A 20,591-nucleotide genomic window follows, 5' to 3' on the forward strand; every position below is an offset into this window, starting at 1 on the left:
GCCCGTTTTCATGGCGTCAGGCGCTGGCGCAGGTCGTCCAGCAGCCAGCTTCCGGCCCGCCCCAGCGGACGATTGCGCATATGCGCCGCATAGATCGGCAATGTCTCGGCGCGGGACGGCGCGTCGCCGGAGAGATCGAGCGCCTTCAGGCGACCCGCCGCCAGGTGCTGGTCGACGAGATAGGGCGGCATCCTGCACCAGCCGAATCCTGCGAGCAGAAAATCCAGGCGGCGGGCAATATCCACGAATCTCCAGACCCGGCTGCTGATCACCCCGTAATTCGGCCCTTCGGCGCCGAGGGCGTCGGACAGGACGAGCTGGATATGGGCGTGGAGATCGTCACGGCTCAGCGGACGCGCCAGACGGGCCAGCGGATGCTCCGCCGCCGCCACGGGAATGAGCCTGCGATCCATCAGCGGATAGGCCATCAGATCGTCCGGGACCGTCGGCAGCAGCAGACAGAAGGCCAGCGACGCCGATCCCGACCGCAGCCGCCGCTCGGCGCCTCCCAGCCCTTCGGTGAAAAACGACACCGGCAGGTCGGGAAATCTGTCCCGCAACGCCCGCATGCTGTCGATCAGCGGCTCGGTCGGCACGAGCGGATCGATGGCGAGCGTCAGCGACGCCTCTAGCCCCTGCCGCGTTCCGGCGGCGATGGCTTCGAAACGCTGCGCGCTCGCCAGGATCGCACGCGCCTGCTCGACGAGCACGCGTCCCACCGGCGTCAGCACCGGCCGCTGCCGGCTGCGGTCGAAAAGCTCGACGCCCTGATTGTCCTCGAGCGCCCTGATCGACTGGCTGATGGCCGATTGAACCCGGCCGAGCGCCCGCCCCGCGGCGCCGAACCCGCCCTCGTCGCTCACCGTCACCAGGATTCGCAGCTGGTCCAGCGTCAGGCTCTCGATCACGCCCATCTCCATTTATGATCGTCTTGATCACTATTTGATCAGTTTTTGTGACTGGCGTCATCCCGTAAATCTCTGCCGGAGCCGCAGGCAACGCGGCGCCCTAGACGCAATCAATCGACCCTTCAGGAGTTCCCATGCCCACCTTGCTCGTCGTCAATGCCAGTCCCCGCGGAGACCAGTCCCTATCGCGCGGGCTGTCGGCGATGTTCGTCGACCGCTGGCGCGCCAACAATCCGGATGGCCGGGTGATCGAACGCGACCTGATGGAGAGCAATCTGCCCTTCGTGACCATGCCCTGGCTCGGCGCCTATTTCACCCCCGCCGACCGCCAGTCGGCGGAGATGCAAGACATGCTGCGCCTGTCGGACGCGCTCGTCGACGAAATCCTCGCCGCCGATCACATCGTCATCGGCACGCCGGTCTACAACTACAATATTCCGGCGGTGCTCAAGGCCTATATCGATCACATCGTCCGCAAGGGCCGGACGCTCGGCTTTTCCGGCGAAGGGCTGGTTCATGGCAAGGCCTGCACCGTGGCGATGGCGTCGGGCGGCGTCTACACCGAAGACTCGCCGATCCGCGACCGCGACATCGCCACGACCTATCTCAGGCTGATCCTCGCGGTGATCGGCATCGAGGACGTCACGGTCGTGGCCGGCGGCAACGCCAAGTCCGTCGATATGGGCCAGATGTCGCGCGAGGCCTTCCTCGAGAGTTTCGCAGCCGAGATCGCCGCGGCCGCGGCCGCGGCCTGAGCGGACCGAAACGCTGCAGTCCCGCGTCAGGTGGCCAGGGCCAGCACGTCTTCGGCCGGCATCGGACGGCCATAGCGGTAGCCCTGTCCCGACGGGCATCCCATTTCCAGCAGCGCGTCGGCCTGGGCTTCCGTCTCGATGCCTTCGGCGATCGTGTCCAGGCCGAGATCCGAGCTCATCGCCACCAGAGCGCGGATGATGGCGGCGTTGGACGACTTGTGCTCCAGCCCGCCGACGAAGGCCTTGTCGATCTTCAGCGTGGTCAGGGGAAAGCGTTGCAACGAGCTCAACGACGCGAAACCGGTGCCGAAATCGTCGAAGGCCACGCCCACGCCCATGTCGCGGATGGCGGCGAAGGTCTCGAATGTCCGGTCGTCGTCGGCCAGCGCGATCTGTTCCGTCACCTCCAGCTCCAGCAGGTCGGATCGCAGCGCATGGTCGCGCAGCGCGCTCTCGATCTTGTCGCACAGGTTCAGGGCGCGAAACTGCGCGGGAAACAGGTTGACGCTGACCTTGTAGTCCCCGCCGCCGCGATTGAGGCGCGCCGCCATCGAGGCGGCTTCTTCCAGCGTCCACCAGCCGATATCCAGCGCCAGCGCGCTCTGCTCGAGAGCGGGCAGGAAGGCCGCCGGCGACATCAGCCCGCGGACGGGATGCGCCCAGCGGATCAGCGCTTCGAAGCCGGTGATCCTGCTGGTCCGCAGGTCGACCTGCGGCTGATAGAACATCTTCAATTCATTGTCGCGCAACGCCCGTCGCAACTCGTCGCGCAGGGCGCGGCGCGCCTGGGCCTCGGAGCGCATGGACGGCTCGAAGATGCGGAAACTGCCTGCCGCCGCCGCCTTGGCGCGATAGAGCGCGAAGTCGGCAGAGGCGAGCAGTTCGTCGGCGTCCACGCCATGCTGCGGGGCCAGCGCCACGCCGGCGCTCGCCGAGAGGTCGAGAGACAGCGGCCCGAGCGTGAACGGCTTGCGGAAGGCGTGCAGGATCGCCCGGACCTCCGCATCGACCTCCGTCGCCTCCGATGCCGGAAACAGCACGGCGAATTCGTCGCCGCCCAGCCGCGCCAGCGGCACGTCGGCGCTGAGCAGATAGGACAGGCGCACGCCGACCGCCTGCAGCAGGCTGTCGCCCACGGCATGGCCATGCGTGTCGTTGACCTCCTTGAACCCGTCGAGATCAATCAGCGCGGCCGCCGCGGATCTGCCGGCGATCAGCGTGTCCTGCAACAGCGCCATGAACTGATGCTTGTTGTAGAGGCCGGTCAACGTATCCTGCGACGCCAGGCGCAGAAGGCGCGCCTCGCGCTCCCGGCGTTCGGAAATGTCGCGGATCACCGCGCCCGCGCAATGGCCCCGTCGCCCCTCCCAGACCGACAGGGTGATCTCGATGGGAAATTCGACGCCGTTCTTCTTGAGCGCGAACACTTCCACGGTTCTGCCGCCGAGATTGGGCTGCTCGCCCTTGGCGACGCGGGTGAAGCCGGCCAGATGCGCGCCGCGCATCCGCTCGGGCACGATGATGGTGATCGGCTGCCCGACCAACTCGTCCCGCGCATAGCCGAACAGGCTGCAGGCGGCGGGATTGACGAATTCGATCACGCCCCGGCTGTTGACGGAAATGAGCGACAGATAGGTTGCTTCCGCAAAATCCAGAACATTGGTCGAGATGTAATCCGCTTCCATGGCTTTCCGATCCATCGCGCCGAGCTCTGTCGTCTGCGGCGATATTACCACACCTCCGTTAGAAACTTCTGATTTATCTCAAACGATGTTACCGGCGCGGAAAGCTTTTCTGCGCCCCAGCCGCCGGCCGGCGGAGCGAAATCGCCGCCGGCGTCCGTCGGGCGGCGCCCGCTGCGGAACCTAACGCTCATCCTGCCGTTTGTGATGTTGACCACCCACACGCACTGAAGAGGCGCCATCATGGCCGACAAGACCCCCGCCCCCGCACGACGACCGACGCCGGCATCCCGGTCCAGAGCGACGAACATTCGCTCACGATAGGGCGCGACGGCCCGATCGTCCTGAACGATCACTATCTGATCGAGCAGATGGCGAATTTCAATCGCGAGCGCATTCCCGAGCGCCAGCCGCACGCCAAGGGCAGCGGCGCCTTCGGCCGCTTCGAGGTGACGCAGGACATCAGCAAATTCACCAAGGCGAAATTCCTGCAGCCCGGCGCGAAAGTCGAGACGGCGGTCCGCTTCTCCACCGTCGCGGGCGAGCGCGGCAGTCCCGACACCTGGCGCGATCCGCGCGGCTTCTCGGTGAAATTCTACACCGAAGACGGCAATTTCGACATGGTCGGCAACAACACGCCGATCTTCTTCATCCGCGACCCGATGAAATTCCAGCATTTCATCCGCAGCCAGAAGCGCCGGGCCGACAACGGTCTGCGCGATCACGACATGCAGTGGGACTTCTGGACGCTCAGCCCCGAAAGCGCGCATCAGGTGACCTATCTGATGGGCGATCGCGGCGTGCCGAAAAACTGGCGCGAGATGAACGGCTATGGCAGCCACACCTATATGCTGATCAACGAAGCGGGCGACAAATTCTGGGTCAAGTGGCATTTCCACACCGATCTGGGCGACGGCAACGCGCATCTGACGCAACAGGCCGCCGATGAAATGGCCGGCCAGGACGGCGACTATCACCGTCGCGACCTGTTCGATCACATCGACAAGGGCGAATTCCCCAGCTGGACGCTGAAATTCCAGGTCATGCCGTTCGAAGACGCCCGCACCTATCGCATCAATCCGTTCGACCTGACCAAAATCTGGCCGCACAAGGATTATCCCCTGATCGAGGTCGGCAAGCTCACCCTCGACACCAATCCCAAAGACTGGGACACCCAGATCGAGCAACTGGCCTTCGAGCCCAACAATATGGTGCCCGGCATCGGCCTCAGCCCCGACAAGATGCTGCTCGCGCGCGGATTTTCCTATGCGGACGCCCATCGCGCCCGGCTCGGGGTCAATTACAAGCAGATCCCGGTCAATCAGGCCAAGGCGGCCGAGGTCCATTCCTATTCGCGCGCCGGACGCGGGCGAACCGTCAACGCGGTCGATCCGGTCTATGCGCCCAATTCCTACGGCGGTCCCGGCGCGCAACCGCAAACCGGAGGCGAAGCGACGTGGATGGCCGACGGCGACATGGTCCGCGCGGCCTACACCTTGCGCCAGGACGATGACGACTGGAGCCAGCCCGGCGCGCTGGTGCGCGAGGTCATGGACGATGCGCAGCGCGAACGCTTCGTGAAGAACGTCGCCGGGCATCTCGCCAAGGGCGTCAGCGAACCCATCCTGCAGCGCGCCTTCGATTACTGGCGCAATGTCGACAAGGACATCGGCGACCGGATCGAAAAGGCCGCCCGCGATCTCGTCGGCGGCGCTTCGAAGGCTCCGGGCATGGCGAGCGCCAAATCGATCTCCGGCTATCAGGGCATTCCCGAGACAGCCTCGATCGCCCGGGGCGAAGGCCAGAAAAACGCCGCGGCCGAGTAACGCGACGCCCGAACACGCCGCTCTGATTTCCTCGATCCCATCTCCGACGTTCCACCGTCGGAGGCGGAGATCGAGAAAACCGCATTCGGGCCCCCGGTCCGGGTGACGGGCGGCCGACGCAACCTCGACGCCGGCCGAAGGGTCGGCCTCGACGCCCGGTCACTCGCTCGCGAAATCGGCTGGGTCTCGGATCGAGACAAACACGATGGTCGGATCTGGCAAGCGTCTAACGATGCTGGCGGCCGATCGGCCATCCCTGACGTTGGATGCGCCCGGCTCTGGCTGAGGTCGCGTAAGCGCCAAAAGGAGAGATGAGCTGCGTTGAGTTTAGAGGCTGAAAAGGGGCCGGAAGCAGACTGTCCGCTTATGTTCGGTACCACGACAAGCCGCCATGTCCACAGTGCGCTGCAGGCCTTGCTAAACCTGGACCAGTTCGCCTTCTACACCTGAAGCGTGGAAACGTCGAGGTCGGCCTTTAGTTAGCGCGGCATGCAGGGATGGCGCGCGTCGCTGCAATGATTTCATTGCGAGCGTCCGGCGAAGACATGCGCAAGGTCGACCAATAGGCGGCGCCGCCGCTGTTGGGTTTTGCGGTGCTCCCGCCGATGGGCTTACCGTCCCTTACAAGCTTGGCAATGATCTTGACGCCGCATTGCAGATTCACGTCGGGATTGGTGACCTCGGCCTCAGTCACAAACTGGCAACCGGGCGGATTTGCTTCGCTATAGGAATCTCTGTCGTGATAGGACAGCTGCAGCAGGCCAAGGCTGTATTGAAATTGGCCTGGTTCCCACAGCACAGTCTTAGTCTTGTAGTCCGACTCCGGCCTAGCCATCGCGGTCAGTAGCTCCCGCCAGAAGGCAGCACGGCCTTCATTGTTGGTGCTGGCATAGCCGGGGCAGAAGACGTCGATGTCGGCGGGCATGATCGCGGTGAGTGCATGGCCCGAGGGTATAAGCGAGCGCAGCTTCGTTCGCACGGTCGCCGGCGACATCGTCAGATCGACCGCACCATCTTCAGCGGTTAGGCATGTTGCCGCGAATAGCTTCGCCTCTTTCTGCGTGGTGTGGCCATGTGCCTTCCATGCCCGGGTACATTTGGGTTCTTTGCCGCCTGTCGCCAGCGGCGTCACATGTGCAACAACCGGCGGCATCTGCACGACCTCAGCCGGCGCCTCCTTCCTCACGCATCCTCCGATTAACGGCGTGATCGTTATGCAGGCTGCCATGGTCAAGGCACGTTGCGTCATCCGCATGTCTGTCACCTATTTTTTGATGAGGGCGTGCAGAGCTTGCACCTGGCCGGCCCAACTTTTCAGATCCATGTGCTGGGGATCGTCATGGACGCCGTCGATGCCTTCATCGATGTTAAAATGGTAGGCGGGCATGAGCCATTTGCCCGCCTGATAGCTTGCCGTGAAATAAAGGAGCGCAAGCCTCTTCTCCTGGGCTTTGGTGAGCCCCGGGACGGGTGCCTCCACGCGCCCACGATCCCTTCGGCTTAAGTCTTGGCTGCGTGTTTTCAACATGCACGAAGAGCGACCGCGCTGCGGGAATATGTTCCGTCTCCCCGGCTTGTCCCTGCGTAGCTCGAGCTTTATTCCGGACATCGGCCGTTCTTCGCCCCAAACATGGAAGATCAACGATTGACCGTCGCGGCTGGTGATCGCGTTCACCTTGTCACAAAGATCGCTTTTCGACCATGAAGCGGAAAGATCGTTCCAGCCATAGCTTGACTCGTCCATATTCTTTGGGAAGTCCTTTGCCTTGGGGATTTCGGGCCAGCTGGTGTCATGAATGACAAAGTAGCGGACCTTGGACGCGCTCCCTTGACCAGGCCTTCCCCTACGTACTTCGGGGCAATATCATTCGCTAAAAGATACTCTTTGAGTTGCTGGTCCGAGATGTCGATTGGTTTGCCAACATGTGCCACCAACCAATCAGGTATCGGCTGTTCATCTGCGCCTTTGGCTTGCTCCGCACCTTGCGAAGCAGGCATTTCATCTGTGTTGCAATGTCGCCCGCGAAATCGAGCTTTTCCTTGGAGAACTTGCATCCCCCATAAGGCGTGGTTGGATCCCACGGCGCACCCCACGCATGAGTCTCTGCAAGCAGAATTGCCGTTGCGATCGCAAACGTCGAAATGATGTATTTCAATTGCATGTCATCCCCCGACACATGCCGCACAAGCATTGTATTGCAAATGCATCAGGCAATCAATTGGGGATTGCAGAGTTTTTCACGGGCTTTTTGGGCGCAGAGGGTGCCTGAGGGATGGGGCGGCATCCCCGCCTCTTCGGGTTGAGACAGGTCGAGCAGGCGACAAATACAACGACGTTCTCACTCGACGCGCTGCGCGAGGGCAAGGGCAAGGGCACGCGACTAAAACCTAAGTACAAGCGCAATGGTTTTCCAATGACCGCTTCTGCCGCATTCGAGACCTGAGGTTTGGTCGTCGTTCGCCTTTTAGAGCCATTCGAACTCGAATGAGCGACGTCTGCTTTCGGGAAGATCCCACCGCAGCCCCTATGTCTGAAATGACGGCGCGTAGCTGCCTGGCAGCTATCTGTCCCGGAGCGTCACCTTCGGCCCCCGGACAACGCCACCAAACCCTCCCCGCCACATCTCCCTCGACCCCCGGCCCTCGCCAGATCCGTCAAATCTCCGCATGGCCTTCGAGATAGAAGACGCATCGACCTCGCAGGGCGACGCGGTCGCCGTTCAGGCGGCAATCGATCTCGCCGCCGCGCGCGGAGGCCTGATAGGCGCGGAGAGACGTCTTTTCGAGTCGGGCGGCCCAGTATGGGGCCAGCATGCAATGCGCGCCGCCGGTGACGGGATCTTCGGCTATGCCCTTGGCCGGGGCGAAGTAGCGGCTCACGACGTCATAGCCGTCGTCGCCCGGGGCGGTGACGATGACGCCCGGCCGGTCGAGCGCTGCGACCGCCGTCAAATCGGGGGCGAGCGTCCGGACCGTCCGAGCATCGTCCATCACGGCGAGGTAGTTGAACGCATTGACCCAGACCTCCCGGGGCGCAACGCCCAGCGCCATCGCCAAAGCGGGCGGCGCCGGCGCCCGGACCGACGGTCTCGACGGGAAGTCCATCACATAGCCGTTTTCGTCGCGGATCACCGGCAGGGGGCCGCTTGCGGTGTCGAACACCACCTCGTCCAGCTCGGGCCTGAGACGCTCCATCACCACCGCCGCGGTCGCCAGCGTCGCATGACCGCACAGCGGCACCTCCACGGTCGGCGTGAACCAGCGCAGGCGATAGTCGCCCGGCCGCATCACCAGGAACGCCGTTTCCGCCAGGTTGTTCTCGGCGGAGATCGCCTGCATCGTGGAATCGTCGGGAAAGTCCGGCAACACCATGACGGCGGCGGGATTGCCGCGAAACCGCCGGCTGGTGAATGCATCGACTTGAAAAATGGGGACGCGCACGCGTGAAATCCTCCTCGGAGCCCGAAGTCCAGACCTTGTGCCCGAGCGCGCCGCCCCTCGCAAGCGCCGCGTCGCGGAGAGAGAGGCGATCGCAAGTTCCGCCCGTCGCCCGGCGGTCGCGTCGAAGGCCCCTCGCCGCTCGTCGGTTCCTGCCCTTTTTCGACGTCAATCAGACCGAGTGGCGAAGGCTCTTTGCGCCGAGAGAACCTCGTCCCGATGATCTTCCGTCCATTGCAGGATCGCGCGGAGATGCGGCTCCAGGGATCGCCCGAGCGGCGAAATCTCATACACCACCGCCACCGGCGCCGTGCTGACGACATGGCGGCTGATGAAGCCATTCGCTTCCAGTCTGCGAAGGGCCTGGGTCAACGCCTTCTGCGAAATGCCTTCGTTCGCCCTCTTCAAGGCGTTGAACCGCATGGGGCCGGCGCAGAGGGAGCCGAGGATCAGCAGCGTCCATTTGGTGGTGATCTCTTCCAGGATCGCCCTGTTCAGTTCCAGCCCTTCGCGGGAGGTCGTCGTCATCGAGCAGGATACTCCAGGTTACCAGGTAACGTACAGGTGCGTAATTGCATTCACGTATAATATGTATACCTAACTCGTCTCTCATCAACAAGGAGACGCAAAATGCCCATCCAGGCGCATGACATCGACAGGGAGCACTCGCCCCGCAAGACCATACTCGTGTTCGGAGCGACCGGACAACAAGGGGCGCCGTCGCCTCGGCGCTGGGCCGAACCGGCTGGACGGTTCGGGCTCTCGTCCGCGATCCCGAAAGCGCGAAAGCGAAGGTCCTGGCGTCCCTCGGGGTCGAAGTCGTGCGTGGCGACCTCTCCGACAGCGCATCGATCAGATCGGCGATGTCCGGCGTCTACGGCGTCTTCAGCGTTCAACCGAGTTCCGGGCAGGGAGAAGTCTACGGCGTCACCGACGAGCAGGAGGTGCGCTACGGGACGACGATCGCCGATATCGCGGCTGAGTGCGGCGTCGAGCACCTCGTCTATACGTCGGTCAATGCCGCCGGCCCCGAAAAGACCGGCATGGGGCATTTCGACAGCAAATCGGAGATCGAGGCCCATATCCGCAAGCTCGACCTCAAGAGCACGATCATCCGTCCGGCCGGCTTCATGGAACTGTTGATGCTGCCCGGAATGGGGCTCGACAAGGGATATTTCCTATCCTTCGTGCGCCCGGATCAGACAGCGCAGGTGATCGCAGTCCAGGACATCGGCAGGATCGTCGCCGGGATTTTCCAGAACCCGGATCGCTTCGTCGGCGAGACCATCGAGATCGCCGGCGACGAAATCACCGGGCAGCGTCTGCAGGACAGCTTGAGCCGCGCAGCCGGCAAACCGATCGCCTATAGCCGTTTCCCCGACAGCCTGTTGCGACAGAACAGTTTTCTCGATCGTCTCGCCGAACTGTTCGATGACGGACGACTTGCCGGACATGCCGACATCCCCCGCCTCGAGCAAGACTTCGGAAAGTTCCTCAGCTTCGACGAATGGTTAGCGGGGCCCGGCAAACCGCTTTTCGAGGCGGCCCTGGTCGCAGAAAACGCGCCCATCGCCCTTCGTTGATCCGCGCGACGGCGGCGCTCCCGCGCTGCCGTCCTTAAATACGCGATGTTGACGTGGCGGACGCAGGGTCCGCCACGTCGTTCATCGAGAAGGTTCACGACGCCGGATGCTCACAGCGTCACGCCGACGCTCGACAGGAAGCTGTCCATGCGGCGATCGACCTCGCGCTTGGTTTCGGCCCAGGCGGGAAACGACTGCAGAAGGTTGTCGTGCCACGCCATGAGATTGGGAAACTCCCGAAAGGGAGGCCTCGACCGGTCGATCTGCGAAAACGGACCGGCGATGTCGATATCGGCGAGGGTCAGGGTCTCTCCGACAATGAATGTGCGGCGCTCCAGGCGCTGGTCGAGCACTTTCGCCGCCGCGCGGAGCTTGCTCTCGGCGAAGTCGATCACGGGCTCGCTTTTCGGCATGCCCGTGACCGTCTTGCCCACGCTCTCGTCGAACAGCGCCGTCGCAAAGACGCGCCACTGCTCCGCCGACCAGAACATCCATTGCAGAACCTGAAAACGCTCCTCCGCATTGGCTCCGGCCAAGGGCGAGTTCGTCTTGTCCGCCAGATACAGGTTGATCGCCGCCGCTTCGTAGAGAATGACGTCGCCGTCCTCCAGAACCGGCGTCAGGCCATGCGGGTTGAGGCGTGACTTGAACGCGTCGGTCCGGCTTTCGCCCTTGAAAAGATCGACCATGACATGTTCGAGCTCGATACCCATTATTTTCGCCGCCGTGGTCACGCGGCGCAAGCTGCCCGAGCCCGGATCGCCATAAATCTTCATCGTCATATCTCTTCCTCTCGGCTTGAGGACCGCTGCGGCCCAACGCAGGAAGCCTTTTCATATTCTCTTGAGGAATTGAATTGACGGTAAAGGCATAGACTCTATTCGAAATCGGCATAGATATGGACCAGCCGCGGCGCGACGTCAGGTTTGAGCCGCGCCCGTTCGACGGAGAAAGCGAATATGGACAGACTGGACGCAATGCGGGCGTTCGCGCGCGTCGTCGAGACCGGGAGCTTTTCACAGGCCGCGCGCGACCTGAGTGTGAGCCAACCAACGGTCAGCAAGCAGCTCGCGGCGCTCGAAGCGCGGCTGGGCGCCCAGCTGCTGACGAGAAGTTCGCGCGCGCTCACCGTCACGCTGGCCGGACAGGAATATTACGAAGCCGCGATCCGCATTCTCGAGGATATCCAGACCGTGGAGGAAAAACTGCTCGAAGGGCAGTCGTCGCCGTCGGGTCTCGTGCGGATAACCCTCGCTCCCGCCTTCGGCAGGATGTATGTCATACCAAAGCTTCCCGTCTTCAAAGAGCGCTTTCCGGACGTCTCGATCGACATCGAAGTCTCCGGCCGTCACGTCGATCTCGTCGAAGAGGGGATCGATATCGCCATCCGCATCGGTCACCTCTCGGACTCCGCTCTGCTGGCCCGGCGGATTGGCGATATGCGCATGATCACCGGGCGTCCGCCGACTATCTAGCCAGGCGCGGCGCGCCGCGAACGCTGGACGATCTGCAGGGCCACGAGCGGATCGGCTACGTCCATCAGGGCCACACGATCGGCTGGAATTTCACGGTCGAGGGCAAGGAGATCACCCTGGAAGGCGGCTGCGCCTTCCGCACCAACGATGCCGAACATGTCCGGGGCGCCGTGCTGGCCGGTCTCGGCATCGCCCATCACGCGAGCTGGCTGTTTCCGGATGTGCTCGCCTCCGGGGAAGTGGCGCGCGTTCTCGACGATTACGCCCCGCCCCTTCTTCCGATCAACGCGATCATCGCCGGGGGCGCCGCATGCCGTCTCGGGTGCGGCGTTTCATCGATTTCCTCGCCGACATCTGCGCCGCGGAGCCCGAGTTGCGCATCGGATAGCCACCTCACAGCGCCGACGACGACCGACGGCGCAGACCGCCCCCTTCACGCCAAGCTCCCCCTCGCCGCCTCCTCCACCCGATAATCCGCCGCGATCCGCATCTCCCGAAGCGGCCGAACGATCTCGATCGAGCGCTGATAATTCGGATGCGCCTTATAGGCCGCGAGCTGGGCCTCGTCTTCGAATTCGCCATAGACGACCAGGTCCGCTTCGCCGCCCAGCTGGTCGGTCGTCAAATTGGTCGCGGACGGAGAAGAACAAACGATAGGACGGATCACGCGAGCCTCCGCCGATGCTGGCTGGCCGCCATTGGCCCAAAGCAGACTTTCACTTCGAAGAACGCGACGCGGCGGTCTTGCTCTATCGAAACGTAAAGCCGTTACGCGCAGTTCTGAAAACTCCTCCAAACGCAAAGCCAAGAGCAAAGCCTGCGAGCGGCCAAACCCATCCCACTCCAGGCGTGCTAAAATAGCTATCCACCAGATCAGCCGCACTCATGAGGGCTGTTGAGCCAGTAGCGCCCGCAAACGCATAGGCGGGAACGTTGCGACTGCGTGGTCTCCATGCGTGATAGAGGCCGGTTGTCATCGCGGCTGCCGAGAATATGAGGAAAAGCAGAAGATAGGACACCACGTTGTCAATAATCGGCTCGAATCCGTGACCAGCCACCGCTCTGCTGACGTTGACGAACGCCAGGAACGGGAATGGCGACAACACCAAGAGAACAAGCATGGTCACAACGGAATTGACAGGGCGCACGGTTCACTTCCATCCAATTGGGGCAATGTTACCGTTCTGCGCCAAATCGAACAACCCGACCAATGTCTCCTCTTGGCGCAAAGCAACCCGCCCCCTCACGCCAAGCTCCCCCTCGCCGCCTCCTCCACCCGATAATCCACCGCGATCCTCAACTCCCTCAGCGGCCGAACGATCTCGATCGAGCGCTGATAATTCGGATGCGCCTTATAGGCCGCGAGCTGGGCCTCGTCTTCGAATTCGCCATAGACGACCAGGTCCGCCTCGCCGCCCAGCTGGTCGGTCTTCAGGTTGGTCCCGATCTCGAGCAGGATCTTGTCGGGGATCTCGGTCAGGATGGAGAGACCGGCCTTGATGCGGTCGAGATCGGCCCTGTCGCGGGCGGAGAAGAAGACGATATGGCGGATCATGCGGGCCTCCGGGGATGCTGGCCCGCGCTTAGCACGGCCCCCGCGCCGCCTGCAACCGCCTCACTTGTACGACAGCGCCTTATAGAACGCCCGCCCATGCCCGGCCAGCCGGTCGGCGCTTTCCAGCCCGTTGATGATGCGCCGCGCGCCGGCCCAGTCGTCGCTGTCGCCGTCGAAGAACTCCTTGAGCTTGCGCGTCGTGAACAGCCCCTCGATCATGCCGGCGATGATGATCTTCACGGCGATCTCCGGGTCGAGCGCCCGGTCGGGATCGGTGACGAGATCGACGCCGAGCCGCTCGCCGAGCGCCGCGTAATTGCGCTTGTGGGTGAGCTGCACCAGCCCGCGGCCATACCAGCTCTTGCCGTCCGCGTCCCTGCGCCAATAGGGCGTCTTCACCCAGGGCAGTTTGCCGGCGTTCCAGGCGGTTTCCAGCCGCCTGATCGCCTGGTCGTCGGTGTTCGCCAGCGTCTCGCGCACCGCCTGCAGCGTGTGGGCGCTTTCGTGATAGGCGGTGGCGAGGATATAGGCCAGCCAGCGGTCGTCCTCCTCAGCATGCCCCCTCCCAGGCGTCGAGGATCGCCTCGGCCCCGTCGACCTGGCTCTGTCTCAGCCCGTTCGGAAACAGGCTTTCGCGGATGATCTCAAAAAAGAACGCCCTGTTGATGCTCATGGTGTGTTGCTCCTGTGTCGCGAGTGTTTTCGAACCGCTCGGGTGTGCATTGCTATCCGTCGCTCGCTGTGACGCTGCCGCTCGAGCCCGACCATGAGCATAAAAAACCGGCTCGCATGAGCGCGAGCCGGGTGCATGGATGCGGATTTCTACAGCGTGGGTGTTCAATACTCCGATTCGATTTTCTGGTAATCGAACAAGCTCTTCATGGCGCCGTTGATCTGATCCTGGGTGAGAGGATGCGGCACGCCCAGAGTGTCAGGCTTTTCTGCGGGCGGCATCCCGGACCTCGGCTTCGGTTTCGGCGCGCCCGCAGCTGTCTTCTGCGGCTTCGCCCTCACAGTCTCGGGCGGTCCCAGCCGCTTGAAAACCATGTTGATCTCCCCTTCCGCGCCACTCGACACGGAGACGAAGCCGGCGGGAACCGCAAAATGCTTGGATTTATATGTCGCCCCGCCGCTATTGATCCCCTCCGCCGAGGCAATTTTGGTCGTTTGCGAAATCGGCGGATCTTCAATCGGAAGACTGACCACAGGCACGAGATTGTCAGGCCTCCGGCTGTAGTTCTGCTCGGCATAGGCCGCCCTCATCACGATCGCGCCGGTGTTAAGGTCGCCCGCCGGCCGGTTCATGCAGACATTGTTCGGGATGGCGGATATGGAGATCACCACGTTTTGCGTGACCGAATTTTCCGTCGTCCGGGATAGGTTGAGGCCGAAGACCCCGCTGACGGCGGTCGCGGTCGAGCCATCCAGATTGCCAAATCCGAAGGACGGCGCAAATCCCCGCCCCGTCGTCGATTTCAGCTTCACCGCGAGCGCGATGACCCAGTTGCCCTCAAGAAACTTGGTCTTGTCTGCCCCCAGTTTTTCGACGCCGTCATGCACTTCGCACTGCACCTGTCGGATGACGCGGTCAGCATCTCCGATGTCTTTGGCGCTCATTTCGGATGTCTCGACACTCGCGCAGCCCTGCAGCAGAAGCAAAGATAAGACTATGGCATATCCTTTATTTGCAGAGATCATGTTCTTCCCCCTTTATAGTTGGACAGAATTCAACCATCGGAAGAATAAAAAATCAATAAAAAGTTGCTACACCCTCATAAACACAACCATCTACACGCCCCTCACCCTCGGCTCGCCCGCCCCCGTCAGCATCAGCGCCGTCAGCGCCCAGACCAGCGCGTCGAGCCGGTCGGGAGAGGCGCCGTTCGACAGGCCGTCGGGGCCGAAATCGCACATCTGGTCTTCGAGCGCCGGAAAGGCGCCGGCATGGGCGACGCGGCCCTGCTCGTAAAGCGCGGCTGCGGGTTCGGCGCGGGCCCGTTTGCCGCGCCGGGCCGAGACGGTGGAGATAGGCAGATTGGCGTCGGCGGCGCGTAAGACCGCCGTCACCATGTCGCCGCCCTGGTTGATCTCGGCGATCACCCGGTCGGCCTGGAAACGTCGATAGGCGCGGACGACGGCGTCAGCCCAGCGGGCCGGCGAGGCCTGCGCCACCGAGCAATCGGCCAGCACCACCGCGCGGCCATCCTCGCCGAAGCCGGCGACGACGACGCCGCAGCAGCTGTCTCGGGCGTTTTCCGACGCCGGCGGATCGACCGCCACGACGATGCGCCGCATTGGCCCCGGCGCGCGGATGCGGCTCCGTTCGATCAGCGAGCGGCTCCACAGCGCATCGTCGCGATCCTCGATCATCTCGCCGTCGAGTTCCTGCCGGCCCAGCCGCGTGCCGCCATAGCGCTGTTCGAGCGCGGCGATGAAGCCCGGCGCGAGATTGTCGGCATTGTCGCGCGTCGAAAGCCGGGTCAGGACCGCGCCGGGCTCGGCGATCAGCCGCTTCAGAAGCGGCGTCGTCCGCGGCGTCGTCGTCGCCGCCTGGCGCGGATGCGGCCCCAGCCGGAGGCCGAATTGCAGCATGTCCCAGGTTTCCTCGGCATGTTTCCATTTGCCGATCTCGTCGGCCCAGGCATAGTCGAATTGCGGCCCGCGCAGGCTTTCGGGATCTTCGGAGGAGAAGAGCTGCGCCGTCGAGCCGTTCGGCCAGACCAGCCGCCGTCGGCTCACCTCGAAGGACGGCCTGTCGACCCGGGCGATGCGCCAGATGCCGGAGACGCCATCCACCATCACCTCGCGGGCGTCGCCCAGCGTCTCGCCGATCAGGGCGATCCGCACCGGGCTTTCGCCGGTGGCCAGCGCCTGCACCCATTCGGCCCCGGCCCGGGTCTTGCCCGAGCCGCGCCCGCCGAGGATCAGCCAGCTCCGCCAGTCGCCCTTGGGCGGCCGCTGGTCGCGCCTCAGCGCATGCCGCGCTTCGAGCCGGAGCAGCGCCGGAACCGGCAGAGCGGTAAGGCCTTGGGCGGTCAGCGGCGGCAAGGCGAAGTGTTCGGCCATGCTCTGGTCACCCTCACGGCCATCACTCTCAGGAGCCCGGGAGGCGCAAGTCTCGCTTGCCCTGTCGGAAGCCCGATCCGACGCCGTATCCGCATCAGCGCCGGCGTCAGTCCCGGCCTGCGCCAGACCTCCCTCAACCGCGCCGTCGCCCTGTCGCGCGCCCGGATGCGGCTCGGGGCCAGCGTCTGCCGCGACCGGACATCCGGCATTCACCTCCGCATCGGCGCCGCTCGTCGCCATCGCGCCAGCGGCGCCAGCGCCATCCGCCGCCTGCGAAACCGCCGCCGGGACCGATCCGTCCCGGGCCGATCCGCCTGCAGCCTCTCGCAGCCCTTGCACAACATCCCGAAAGCGATTCCGAGATGCGTGCAGACCCTTCGCCGCCATCAGCTCGTCTTTCACCCGTTCAAGCGCCTTCGCATTGTCATCGAGCGCTCGGCCGGCCTCTGCGTCGATCGCTTCATTTTTCTGCCGCAGCGTCCGCTGTGAGGCCCCCGGTCCAACCGTCCGTGATGGTCCCGACCCGGCGTCATGCCAATCGCGCCGCCTCGACCGGCGCCGCAGCCCATGGCCCGCCGTCGCCGGGCGACGCCGCCGCGCCGTCTGGCTCCCCGGATCGTCCACACATGTCGGGGCCGGCGGTTTCCCGGGGCCGCAGAGAATCTTCAGCTATCCCCGCACTCTCAGGCCCATCCCGCGCCTCGCCCGGCTCACGCCGCTCGCGCATTTCCACCGCCAGTTCCCGGGCGCGGGCCTCGATCAGCCGCTCCACCCGCGCGGCCAGCGCCTTGTGCGCCTCGGCGCCGAAACTGGCCTCCTCGCGCGCCGCCCGTTCTTCGGCGAGCGCCCGCTGCAGGCTGTCGAGCTTTTCGATGGTGCGGACAATCTGCTGGATCGCCTCGCTCGCCGCCTTGGCGTCGGCCTTGGCGGTCTTGTGGTCCTCGCCCTCGGTCTCCATCAGCTGCTGCGCGCGGGCCCGCATGGCGCGAAACATCTTCAGCTCCTCGCCGAGTTCGGTGACGATCTCGGAGAGCATCCGCGCGAGCTCCCGCCCCTCCTCCCCAGCCGCCTTGATCTCCGGCGCCATCTCCGGCTCCCGGTCGCCCAAAAGCGCCCGCCCGATCAGCAGCTCCGCCGCGACATCCTCGAGGTTATCCAGATCGTCGGTCATGGAAAATTTTCCCAACAAAAAAGGCGCGAGCCTCACGCCCACGCCTCATCCTATCGACACTATTTCCCGGCCTCGCCGCCTCCGGGAGCCAGTCCCGAGCCGCATTTACCGGATCATGTCATAACCCTACCAAATCACCGTCACGCCGTCAAGGACTTTTTCCTATTTTTGGATTTTACAGTCGTTTCGGTCGTGCTCCGCCCCTCATCTCCTGCAGGGATCTTCTACTCCTATCAAAGGCAGAAGGTGGCGGCAGCCGGATGAGGGGCTGTGCACGCCATCAAACCAGCAAGGCCAAAACTACCCCGCCTCCGCCACCGTCTCCGGCGACTTCAATTCCGGCGCCGTCTTCATCTTCTCCCCCAATTCCCTGAGCAACCGGCTGGTCGCCGTCGACAACAGCCTCGGCCGCTCGAACACCGGCAGGCCCGCCTTGGCGGCGTCCTCGGCCTTCTTGCGGGCTTCCTCGGCCACCACCGCCGGGTCGCGCTTTTCGGCTTCCGGGAACGGGTTTTCGACGCCGGGGATGGCGCGGAGCTCGACGCCCTGATGGGCGTAATCCATCAGCATCTTGAAAGTCATGGCGGGCAGCGAGCCGCCGGTCATGTTGTTGGTGGAGGTGTAGTCGTCGTTGCCGAACCAGACGGCGGCGGCGTAGTTGCCGGTGAAGCCGCAGAACCAGGCGTCGCGATAGGCCTGTGTCGTGCCGGTCTTGCCGGCGGTCAGCACGCCGTCGACGGCGGCCTTGCGGGCGGTGCCGACATAGGGGATGCGGGTCAGCATCTGGTTCATATAGGCGGCGGCGGTTTCCGACAGCACGCGCTTGGGCGGCGGGGCGTCGCGGCTGAAGTCGTAGAGCACCTTGCCGTCGTAATCCATGATCTGCTCGACGCCGTGGCGGCGCGATTCGTAACCGCCGGCGGGGAACACCGCGTAAGCCGTGGCCTGGTCCATCACCGTGACTTCGGAACTGCCGAGCGGAATGGTGACATCCTTGCGGATCGGCGTCTCGACGCCGAATTTCTTGGCCTCGTCGATGATCTGCTGGATGCCGTCCTTGCCGAACTTCTCCTTGGCGAAGCGCACCGGTATGGTGTTGATCGATTTGGCGATCGCCGTCTGCACGTCGATGCGGCCGGCATAGGAATTGCCGTAATTGCCCGGGCACCAGTTGCCCCAGCAGATCGGCGCGTCGGTGATCGCCGTGGTCGGCGTCAGCCCCTTCTCCATGGCCAGCGAATAGGTGTAGATCTTGAAGGACGAGCCCGGCTGGCGCAGCGCCCGGGTGGCGCGGTTGAACTGCGTCTCGCCATAATCGCGGCCGCCGACCATGGCGCGCACGGCGCCGCCGTTTTCGATCATCACCAGCGCGCCCTGGCTGACGCGGTAGCTCTCGCCATATTGGCGCAGCCCCGTCTCCACCGCCTGTTCGGCGGCGTGCTGCAGGCTCATGTCGATGGTGGTGCGCACCACCAGCGAATGGTCGGTATAGTCGCGCGCCTGTTTCAGCACTTCCTCATAGGCCCAGTCGAGGAAGAAGTCGGGCGCCTCCTGCTTGCCGCGATCCACCGCCGTGGCCGGGTTGCGCCGCGCCTCGATCACCTCGCCCTCGGTCATCAGCCCGCCCTGGACGAGATTGGTCAGCACTTCGTTGGCGCGGGCGCGGGCGGCCGGCAGGTTGACATGCGGCGCATATTTGGCCGGCGCCTTGAACAGGCCGGCCAGCATGGCGCTTTCGGCCAGGGTCAGATCGGTGATTTCCTTGCCGAAATAGAAGCGCGCCGCCGCCGCCGCCCCGAATGTGCCGCCGCCCATATAGGCGCGATCGAGATAGAGCGACAGGATTTCCTTCTTGGAATAATTGGCCTCCAGCCACAGCGACAGGAAGGCTTCCTTGATCTTGCGGTCGAAGGTGCGCTCGTTGGAGAGGAACAGGTTCTTGGCCAGCTGCTGGGTCAGGGTCGAGCCGCCCTGCACCACGCCGCCGGCGCGGGCGTTTTCGCTCATGGCGCGGGCCAGGCCGAGAAAATCGATGCCGAAATGGTCGAAGAAGCGGCGGTCCTCGGTCGCCAGCACCGCCTTGACGAGATGGTCGGGCAATTCGTCGATCGGCGCGGAATCCTCGTGGATGATGCCGCGATGGCCGATCACGTTTCCGTAGCGATCGAGAAAGGTGACGGCGAAATCTGCTTCTTGCGCCAGTCGCTCTTGGCGATCTCGAAAGCGGGCTTGGCCAGCGCCAGCATCGCCACCATGCCGACCGCGCCCCAGGTGAGCGCCTCGCCGGCCAGCTCCACCGGCAGCCGCTTCCAGCCCTTCACCTTGAATTTACGGAAGAAAATCGTGACGTCTTCCCACCAGTCGACGAAATTGAACGAGGCGTTCCACAACGTCGAATCAATCCAGGCGTCGATGCGCAGCAGAATATGCTTCTTCAGGCGCGGTTCTCGTTCTTTCTGCGGGTCGTCGGCCATTGGAAACTCACGCGTCCGTCAAAGCGATGGAAAATCAAGCCACGGGCATTTCGGATATTTCTAAACCGGGCGGCATTCTCTATACCACCGCGATGACCGACACAGAACTGGAAAATACGGCGCCATTTTGGAAGACCAAGACGCTGCGCCAGATGACCGACACGGAATGGGAAAGCCTGTGCGACGGCTGCGGCCGCTGCTGTCTCAACAAGGTCGAGTTCGAAGACACCGGCGAGATCGTCTTCACCAATATCCGCTGCAAGATGCTCGATCCGGTGAGCTGTCGCTGCATGGACTATGAAAACCGCCAGCAACATGTGCCGGATTGCATCCGACTGACCATCGAGGAGGTCGAAACCCTGCCCTGGCTGCCCCCACCTGCGGCTACCGCGTCGTGAAGGAAGGCCGTGATCTCGCCTGGTGGCACCCGCTGATCTCCGGCGACCCCGACACCGTCCACGCCGCCGGCATCTCCGTCCGCGACCGCACGGTCAACGAGGAAGACGTCGCCTGGGAGGATTACGAGGAACACGAGGTGGACTGGCCGATGCAGGATCCGGAGCGGTAGTGAGGGGCTGACCTCACCCCCTCTCCGCCGTCATGCTCGGGCCTGTCCCGAGCATCTGCGAACGCCTGAATATCGCTGATACTTCAACGT

22 protein-coding genes and 3 pseudogenes are annotated in these 20,591 nt (G+C 63.8%); 8 read left to right on the plus strand and 17 right to left on the minus strand.

All coding sequences use genetic code 11. The features are described from left to right. Positions 1-8 precede the first annotated feature (8 nt). Positions 9-908 carry a LysR family transcriptional regulator gene (locus H2O14_RS05605; RefSeq protein WP_210275413.1) on the minus strand — a complete coding sequence of 300 codons (900 nt, stop codon included), beginning with the start codon at positions 906-908 and terminating at the stop codon, positions 9-11. Positions 909-1,042: 134 nt separating this feature from the next. On the opposite strand from H2O14_RS05605, the gene H2O14_RS05610 reads away from it, so the two are divergent. Further along, positions 1,043-1,663 (plus strand): FMN-dependent NADH-azoreductase, encoded by a 621-nt coding sequence (locus tag H2O14_RS05610; protein ID WP_182826857.1) that lies wholly within the window; start codon positions 1,043-1,045, stop codon positions 1,661-1,663. 26 nt (positions 1,664-1,689) lie between these two features. On the opposite strand, the gene H2O14_RS05615 is transcribed toward H2O14_RS05610, so the two are convergent. Next, complete coding sequence (locus H2O14_RS05615) at positions 1,690-3,348, minus strand: putative bifunctional diguanylate cyclase/phosphodiesterase (protein ID WP_182826858.1); 1,659 nt, start codon at positions 3,346-3,348, stop codon at positions 1,690-1,692. 224 nt (positions 3,349-3,572) lie between these two features. On the opposite strand from H2O14_RS05615, the gene H2O14_RS05620 reads away from it, so the two are divergent. Further along, on the plus strand, positions 3,573-5,171 hold the full coding sequence (locus H2O14_RS05620; protein WP_182829274.1) for a catalase: 1,599 nt from the start codon (positions 3,573-3,575) through the stop codon (positions 5,169-5,171). A 475-nt stretch (positions 5,172-5,646) separates the two neighbouring features. Here the strand turns inward: H2O14_RS05620 and H2O14_RS05625 are convergent, their stop codons facing one another. The 3 genes from H2O14_RS05625 to H2O14_RS05635 all read right to left on the minus strand — a co-directional run bounded on the left by H2O14_RS05625 (position 5,647) and on the right by H2O14_RS05635 (position 7,333). Continuing rightward, on the minus strand, positions 5,647-6,426 hold the full coding sequence (locus H2O14_RS05625; protein WP_182826859.1) for a hypothetical protein: 780 nt from the start codon (positions 6,424-6,426) through the stop codon (positions 5,647-5,649). Positions 6,427-6,435: 9 nt separating this feature from the next. Next, positions 6,436-6,915 carry a hypothetical protein gene (locus H2O14_RS05630; protein WP_182826860.1) on the minus strand — a complete coding sequence of 160 codons (480 nt, stop codon included), beginning with the start codon at positions 6,913-6,915 and terminating at the stop codon, positions 6,436-6,438. A gap of 127 nt (positions 6,916-7,042) precedes the next feature. After that, positions 7,043-7,333: a hypothetical protein gene (locus H2O14_RS05635; RefSeq protein WP_182826861.1), complete on the minus strand. Its 291-nt coding sequence runs from the start codon at positions 7,331-7,333 to the stop codon at positions 7,043-7,045. A gap of 111 nt (positions 7,334-7,444) precedes the next feature. Between H2O14_RS05635 and H2O14_RS05640 the strand changes: the two genes are divergently transcribed. Next, complete coding sequence (locus H2O14_RS05640; RefSeq protein ID WP_182826862.1) at positions 7,445-7,615, plus strand: hypothetical protein; 171 nt, start codon at positions 7,445-7,447, stop codon at positions 7,613-7,615. 211 nt (positions 7,616-7,826) lie between these two features. Here H2O14_RS05640 and H2O14_RS05645 read toward each other — a convergent pair whose 3' ends face one another. Then, the gene (locus tag H2O14_RS05645) at positions 7,827-8,612 is read right to left on the minus strand and encodes a PhzF family phenazine biosynthesis protein (protein WP_182826863.1); all 786 of its coding nucleotides are present in this window, start codon (positions 8,610-8,612) and stop codon (positions 7,827-7,829) included. A gap of 165 nt (positions 8,613-8,777) precedes the next feature. After that, on the minus strand, positions 8,778-9,137 hold the full coding sequence (locus H2O14_RS05650) for a winged helix-turn-helix transcriptional regulator (RefSeq protein ID WP_182826864.1): 360 nt from the start codon (positions 9,135-9,137) through the stop codon (positions 8,778-8,780). Positions 9,138-9,340: 203 nt separating this feature from the next. Here H2O14_RS05650 and H2O14_RS05655 point away from each other — a divergent pair, with 203 nt between their 5' ends. Next, entirely contained in the window at positions 9,341-10,192 is an 852-nt protein-coding gene (locus H2O14_RS05655; protein ID WP_246697529.1) for an NmrA/HSCARG family protein, read from the plus strand. Positions 10,193-10,302: 110 nt separating this feature from the next. On the opposite strand, the gene H2O14_RS05660 is transcribed toward H2O14_RS05655, so the two are convergent. Further along, positions 10,303-10,974, minus strand: a complete 672-nt coding sequence (locus tag H2O14_RS05660) for a glutathione S-transferase family protein (protein ID WP_182826865.1) — start codon at positions 10,972-10,974, stop codon at positions 10,303-10,305. Positions 10,975-11,151: 177 nt separating this feature from the next. On the opposite strand from H2O14_RS05660, the gene H2O14_RS05665 reads away from it, so the two are divergent. Both H2O14_RS05665 and H2O14_RS29270 read left to right on the plus strand, forming a co-directional pair. After that, positions 11,152-11,667 carry a LysR family transcriptional regulator gene (locus tag H2O14_RS05665; protein ID WP_182826866.1) on the plus strand — a complete coding sequence of 172 codons (516 nt, stop codon included), beginning with the start codon at positions 11,152-11,154 and terminating at the stop codon, positions 11,665-11,667. Positions 11,668-11,699: 32 nt separating this feature from the next. Next, complete coding sequence (locus tag H2O14_RS29270; RefSeq protein WP_409526942.1) at positions 11,700-12,140, plus strand: hypothetical protein; 441 nt, start codon at positions 11,700-11,702, stop codon at positions 12,138-12,140. Here H2O14_RS29270 and H2O14_RS05675 read toward each other — a convergent pair. The 7 genes and pseudogenes from H2O14_RS05675 to H2O14_RS05700 all read right to left on the minus strand — a co-directional run. Further along, positions 12,101-12,298: pseudogene (locus H2O14_RS05675) on the minus strand (Dabb family protein); the annotation flags it as partial. The gene H2O14_RS29270 and the pseudogene H2O14_RS05675 overlap by 40 nt on opposite strands. A 118-nt stretch (positions 12,299-12,416) precedes the next feature. Continuing rightward, positions 12,417-12,815: a hypothetical protein gene (locus H2O14_RS05680; RefSeq protein WP_182829468.1), complete on the minus strand. Its 399-nt coding sequence runs from the start codon at positions 12,813-12,815 to the stop codon at positions 12,417-12,419. A 95-nt stretch (positions 12,816-12,910) separates the two neighbouring features. Then, a complete protein-coding gene (locus H2O14_RS05685; protein WP_182826867.1) occupies positions 12,911-13,222 on the minus strand; it encodes a Dabb family protein in 312 nt (103 codons plus the stop codon). A 60-nt stretch (positions 13,223-13,282) separates the two neighbouring features. Then, positions 13,283-13,702, minus strand: a complete 420-nt coding sequence (locus tag H2O14_RS27120; protein ID WP_312858553.1) for a glycoside hydrolase family 19 protein — start codon at positions 13,700-13,702, stop codon at positions 13,283-13,285. Positions 13,703-13,772: 70 nt separating this feature from the next. Then, the gene (locus tag H2O14_RS28390; RefSeq protein WP_281409976.1) at positions 13,773-13,895 is read right to left on the minus strand and encodes a hypothetical protein; all 123 of its coding nucleotides are present in this window, start codon (positions 13,893-13,895) and stop codon (positions 13,773-13,775) included. A 164-nt stretch (positions 13,896-14,059) separates the two neighbouring features. After that, complete coding sequence (locus H2O14_RS05695) at positions 14,060-14,839, minus strand: hypothetical protein (protein WP_182826868.1); 780 nt, start codon at positions 14,837-14,839, stop codon at positions 14,060-14,062. A 171-nt stretch (positions 14,840-15,010) separates the two neighbouring features. Continuing rightward, on the minus strand, positions 15,011-16,288 hold the full coding sequence (locus tag H2O14_RS05700) for a DNA-packaging protein (RefSeq protein WP_246697300.1): 1,278 nt from the start codon (positions 16,286-16,288) through the stop codon (positions 15,011-15,013). Here H2O14_RS05700 and H2O14_RS27125 point away from each other — a divergent pair. Then, positions 16,277-16,777 carry a hypothetical protein gene (locus H2O14_RS27125; RefSeq protein WP_246697301.1) on the plus strand — a complete coding sequence of 167 codons (501 nt, stop codon included), beginning with the start codon at positions 16,277-16,279 and terminating at the stop codon, positions 16,775-16,777. The genes H2O14_RS05700 and H2O14_RS27125 overlap by 12 nt on opposite strands. 40 nt (positions 16,778-16,817) lie before the next feature. Here the strand turns inward: H2O14_RS27125 and H2O14_RS05705 are convergent, their stop codons facing one another. Together H2O14_RS05705 and H2O14_RS05710 are read right to left on the minus strand one after the other, a co-directional pair. Further along, positions 16,818-17,459 (minus strand): hypothetical protein, encoded by a 642-nt coding sequence (locus H2O14_RS05705; RefSeq protein ID WP_182826870.1) that lies wholly within the window; start codon positions 17,457-17,459, stop codon positions 16,818-16,820. Between the two features lie 300 nt (positions 17,460-17,759). Beyond that, a pseudogene (locus tag H2O14_RS05710) lies at positions 17,760-19,933 on the minus strand (transglycosylase domain-containing protein). Positions 19,934-20,025: 92 nt separating this feature from the next. Here H2O14_RS05710 and H2O14_RS05715 point away from each other — a divergent pair. Continuing rightward, positions 20,026-20,501: pseudogene (locus tag H2O14_RS05715) on the plus strand (YcgN family cysteine cluster protein). Positions 20,502-20,591: the final 90 nt, after the last annotated feature.

Source organism: Rhizobium sp. G21 (assembly GCF_014158035.1).
In the GTDB taxonomy this organism is placed as follows: domain Bacteria; phylum Pseudomonadota; class Alphaproteobacteria; order Rhizobiales; family Rhizobiaceae; genus Rhizobium_E.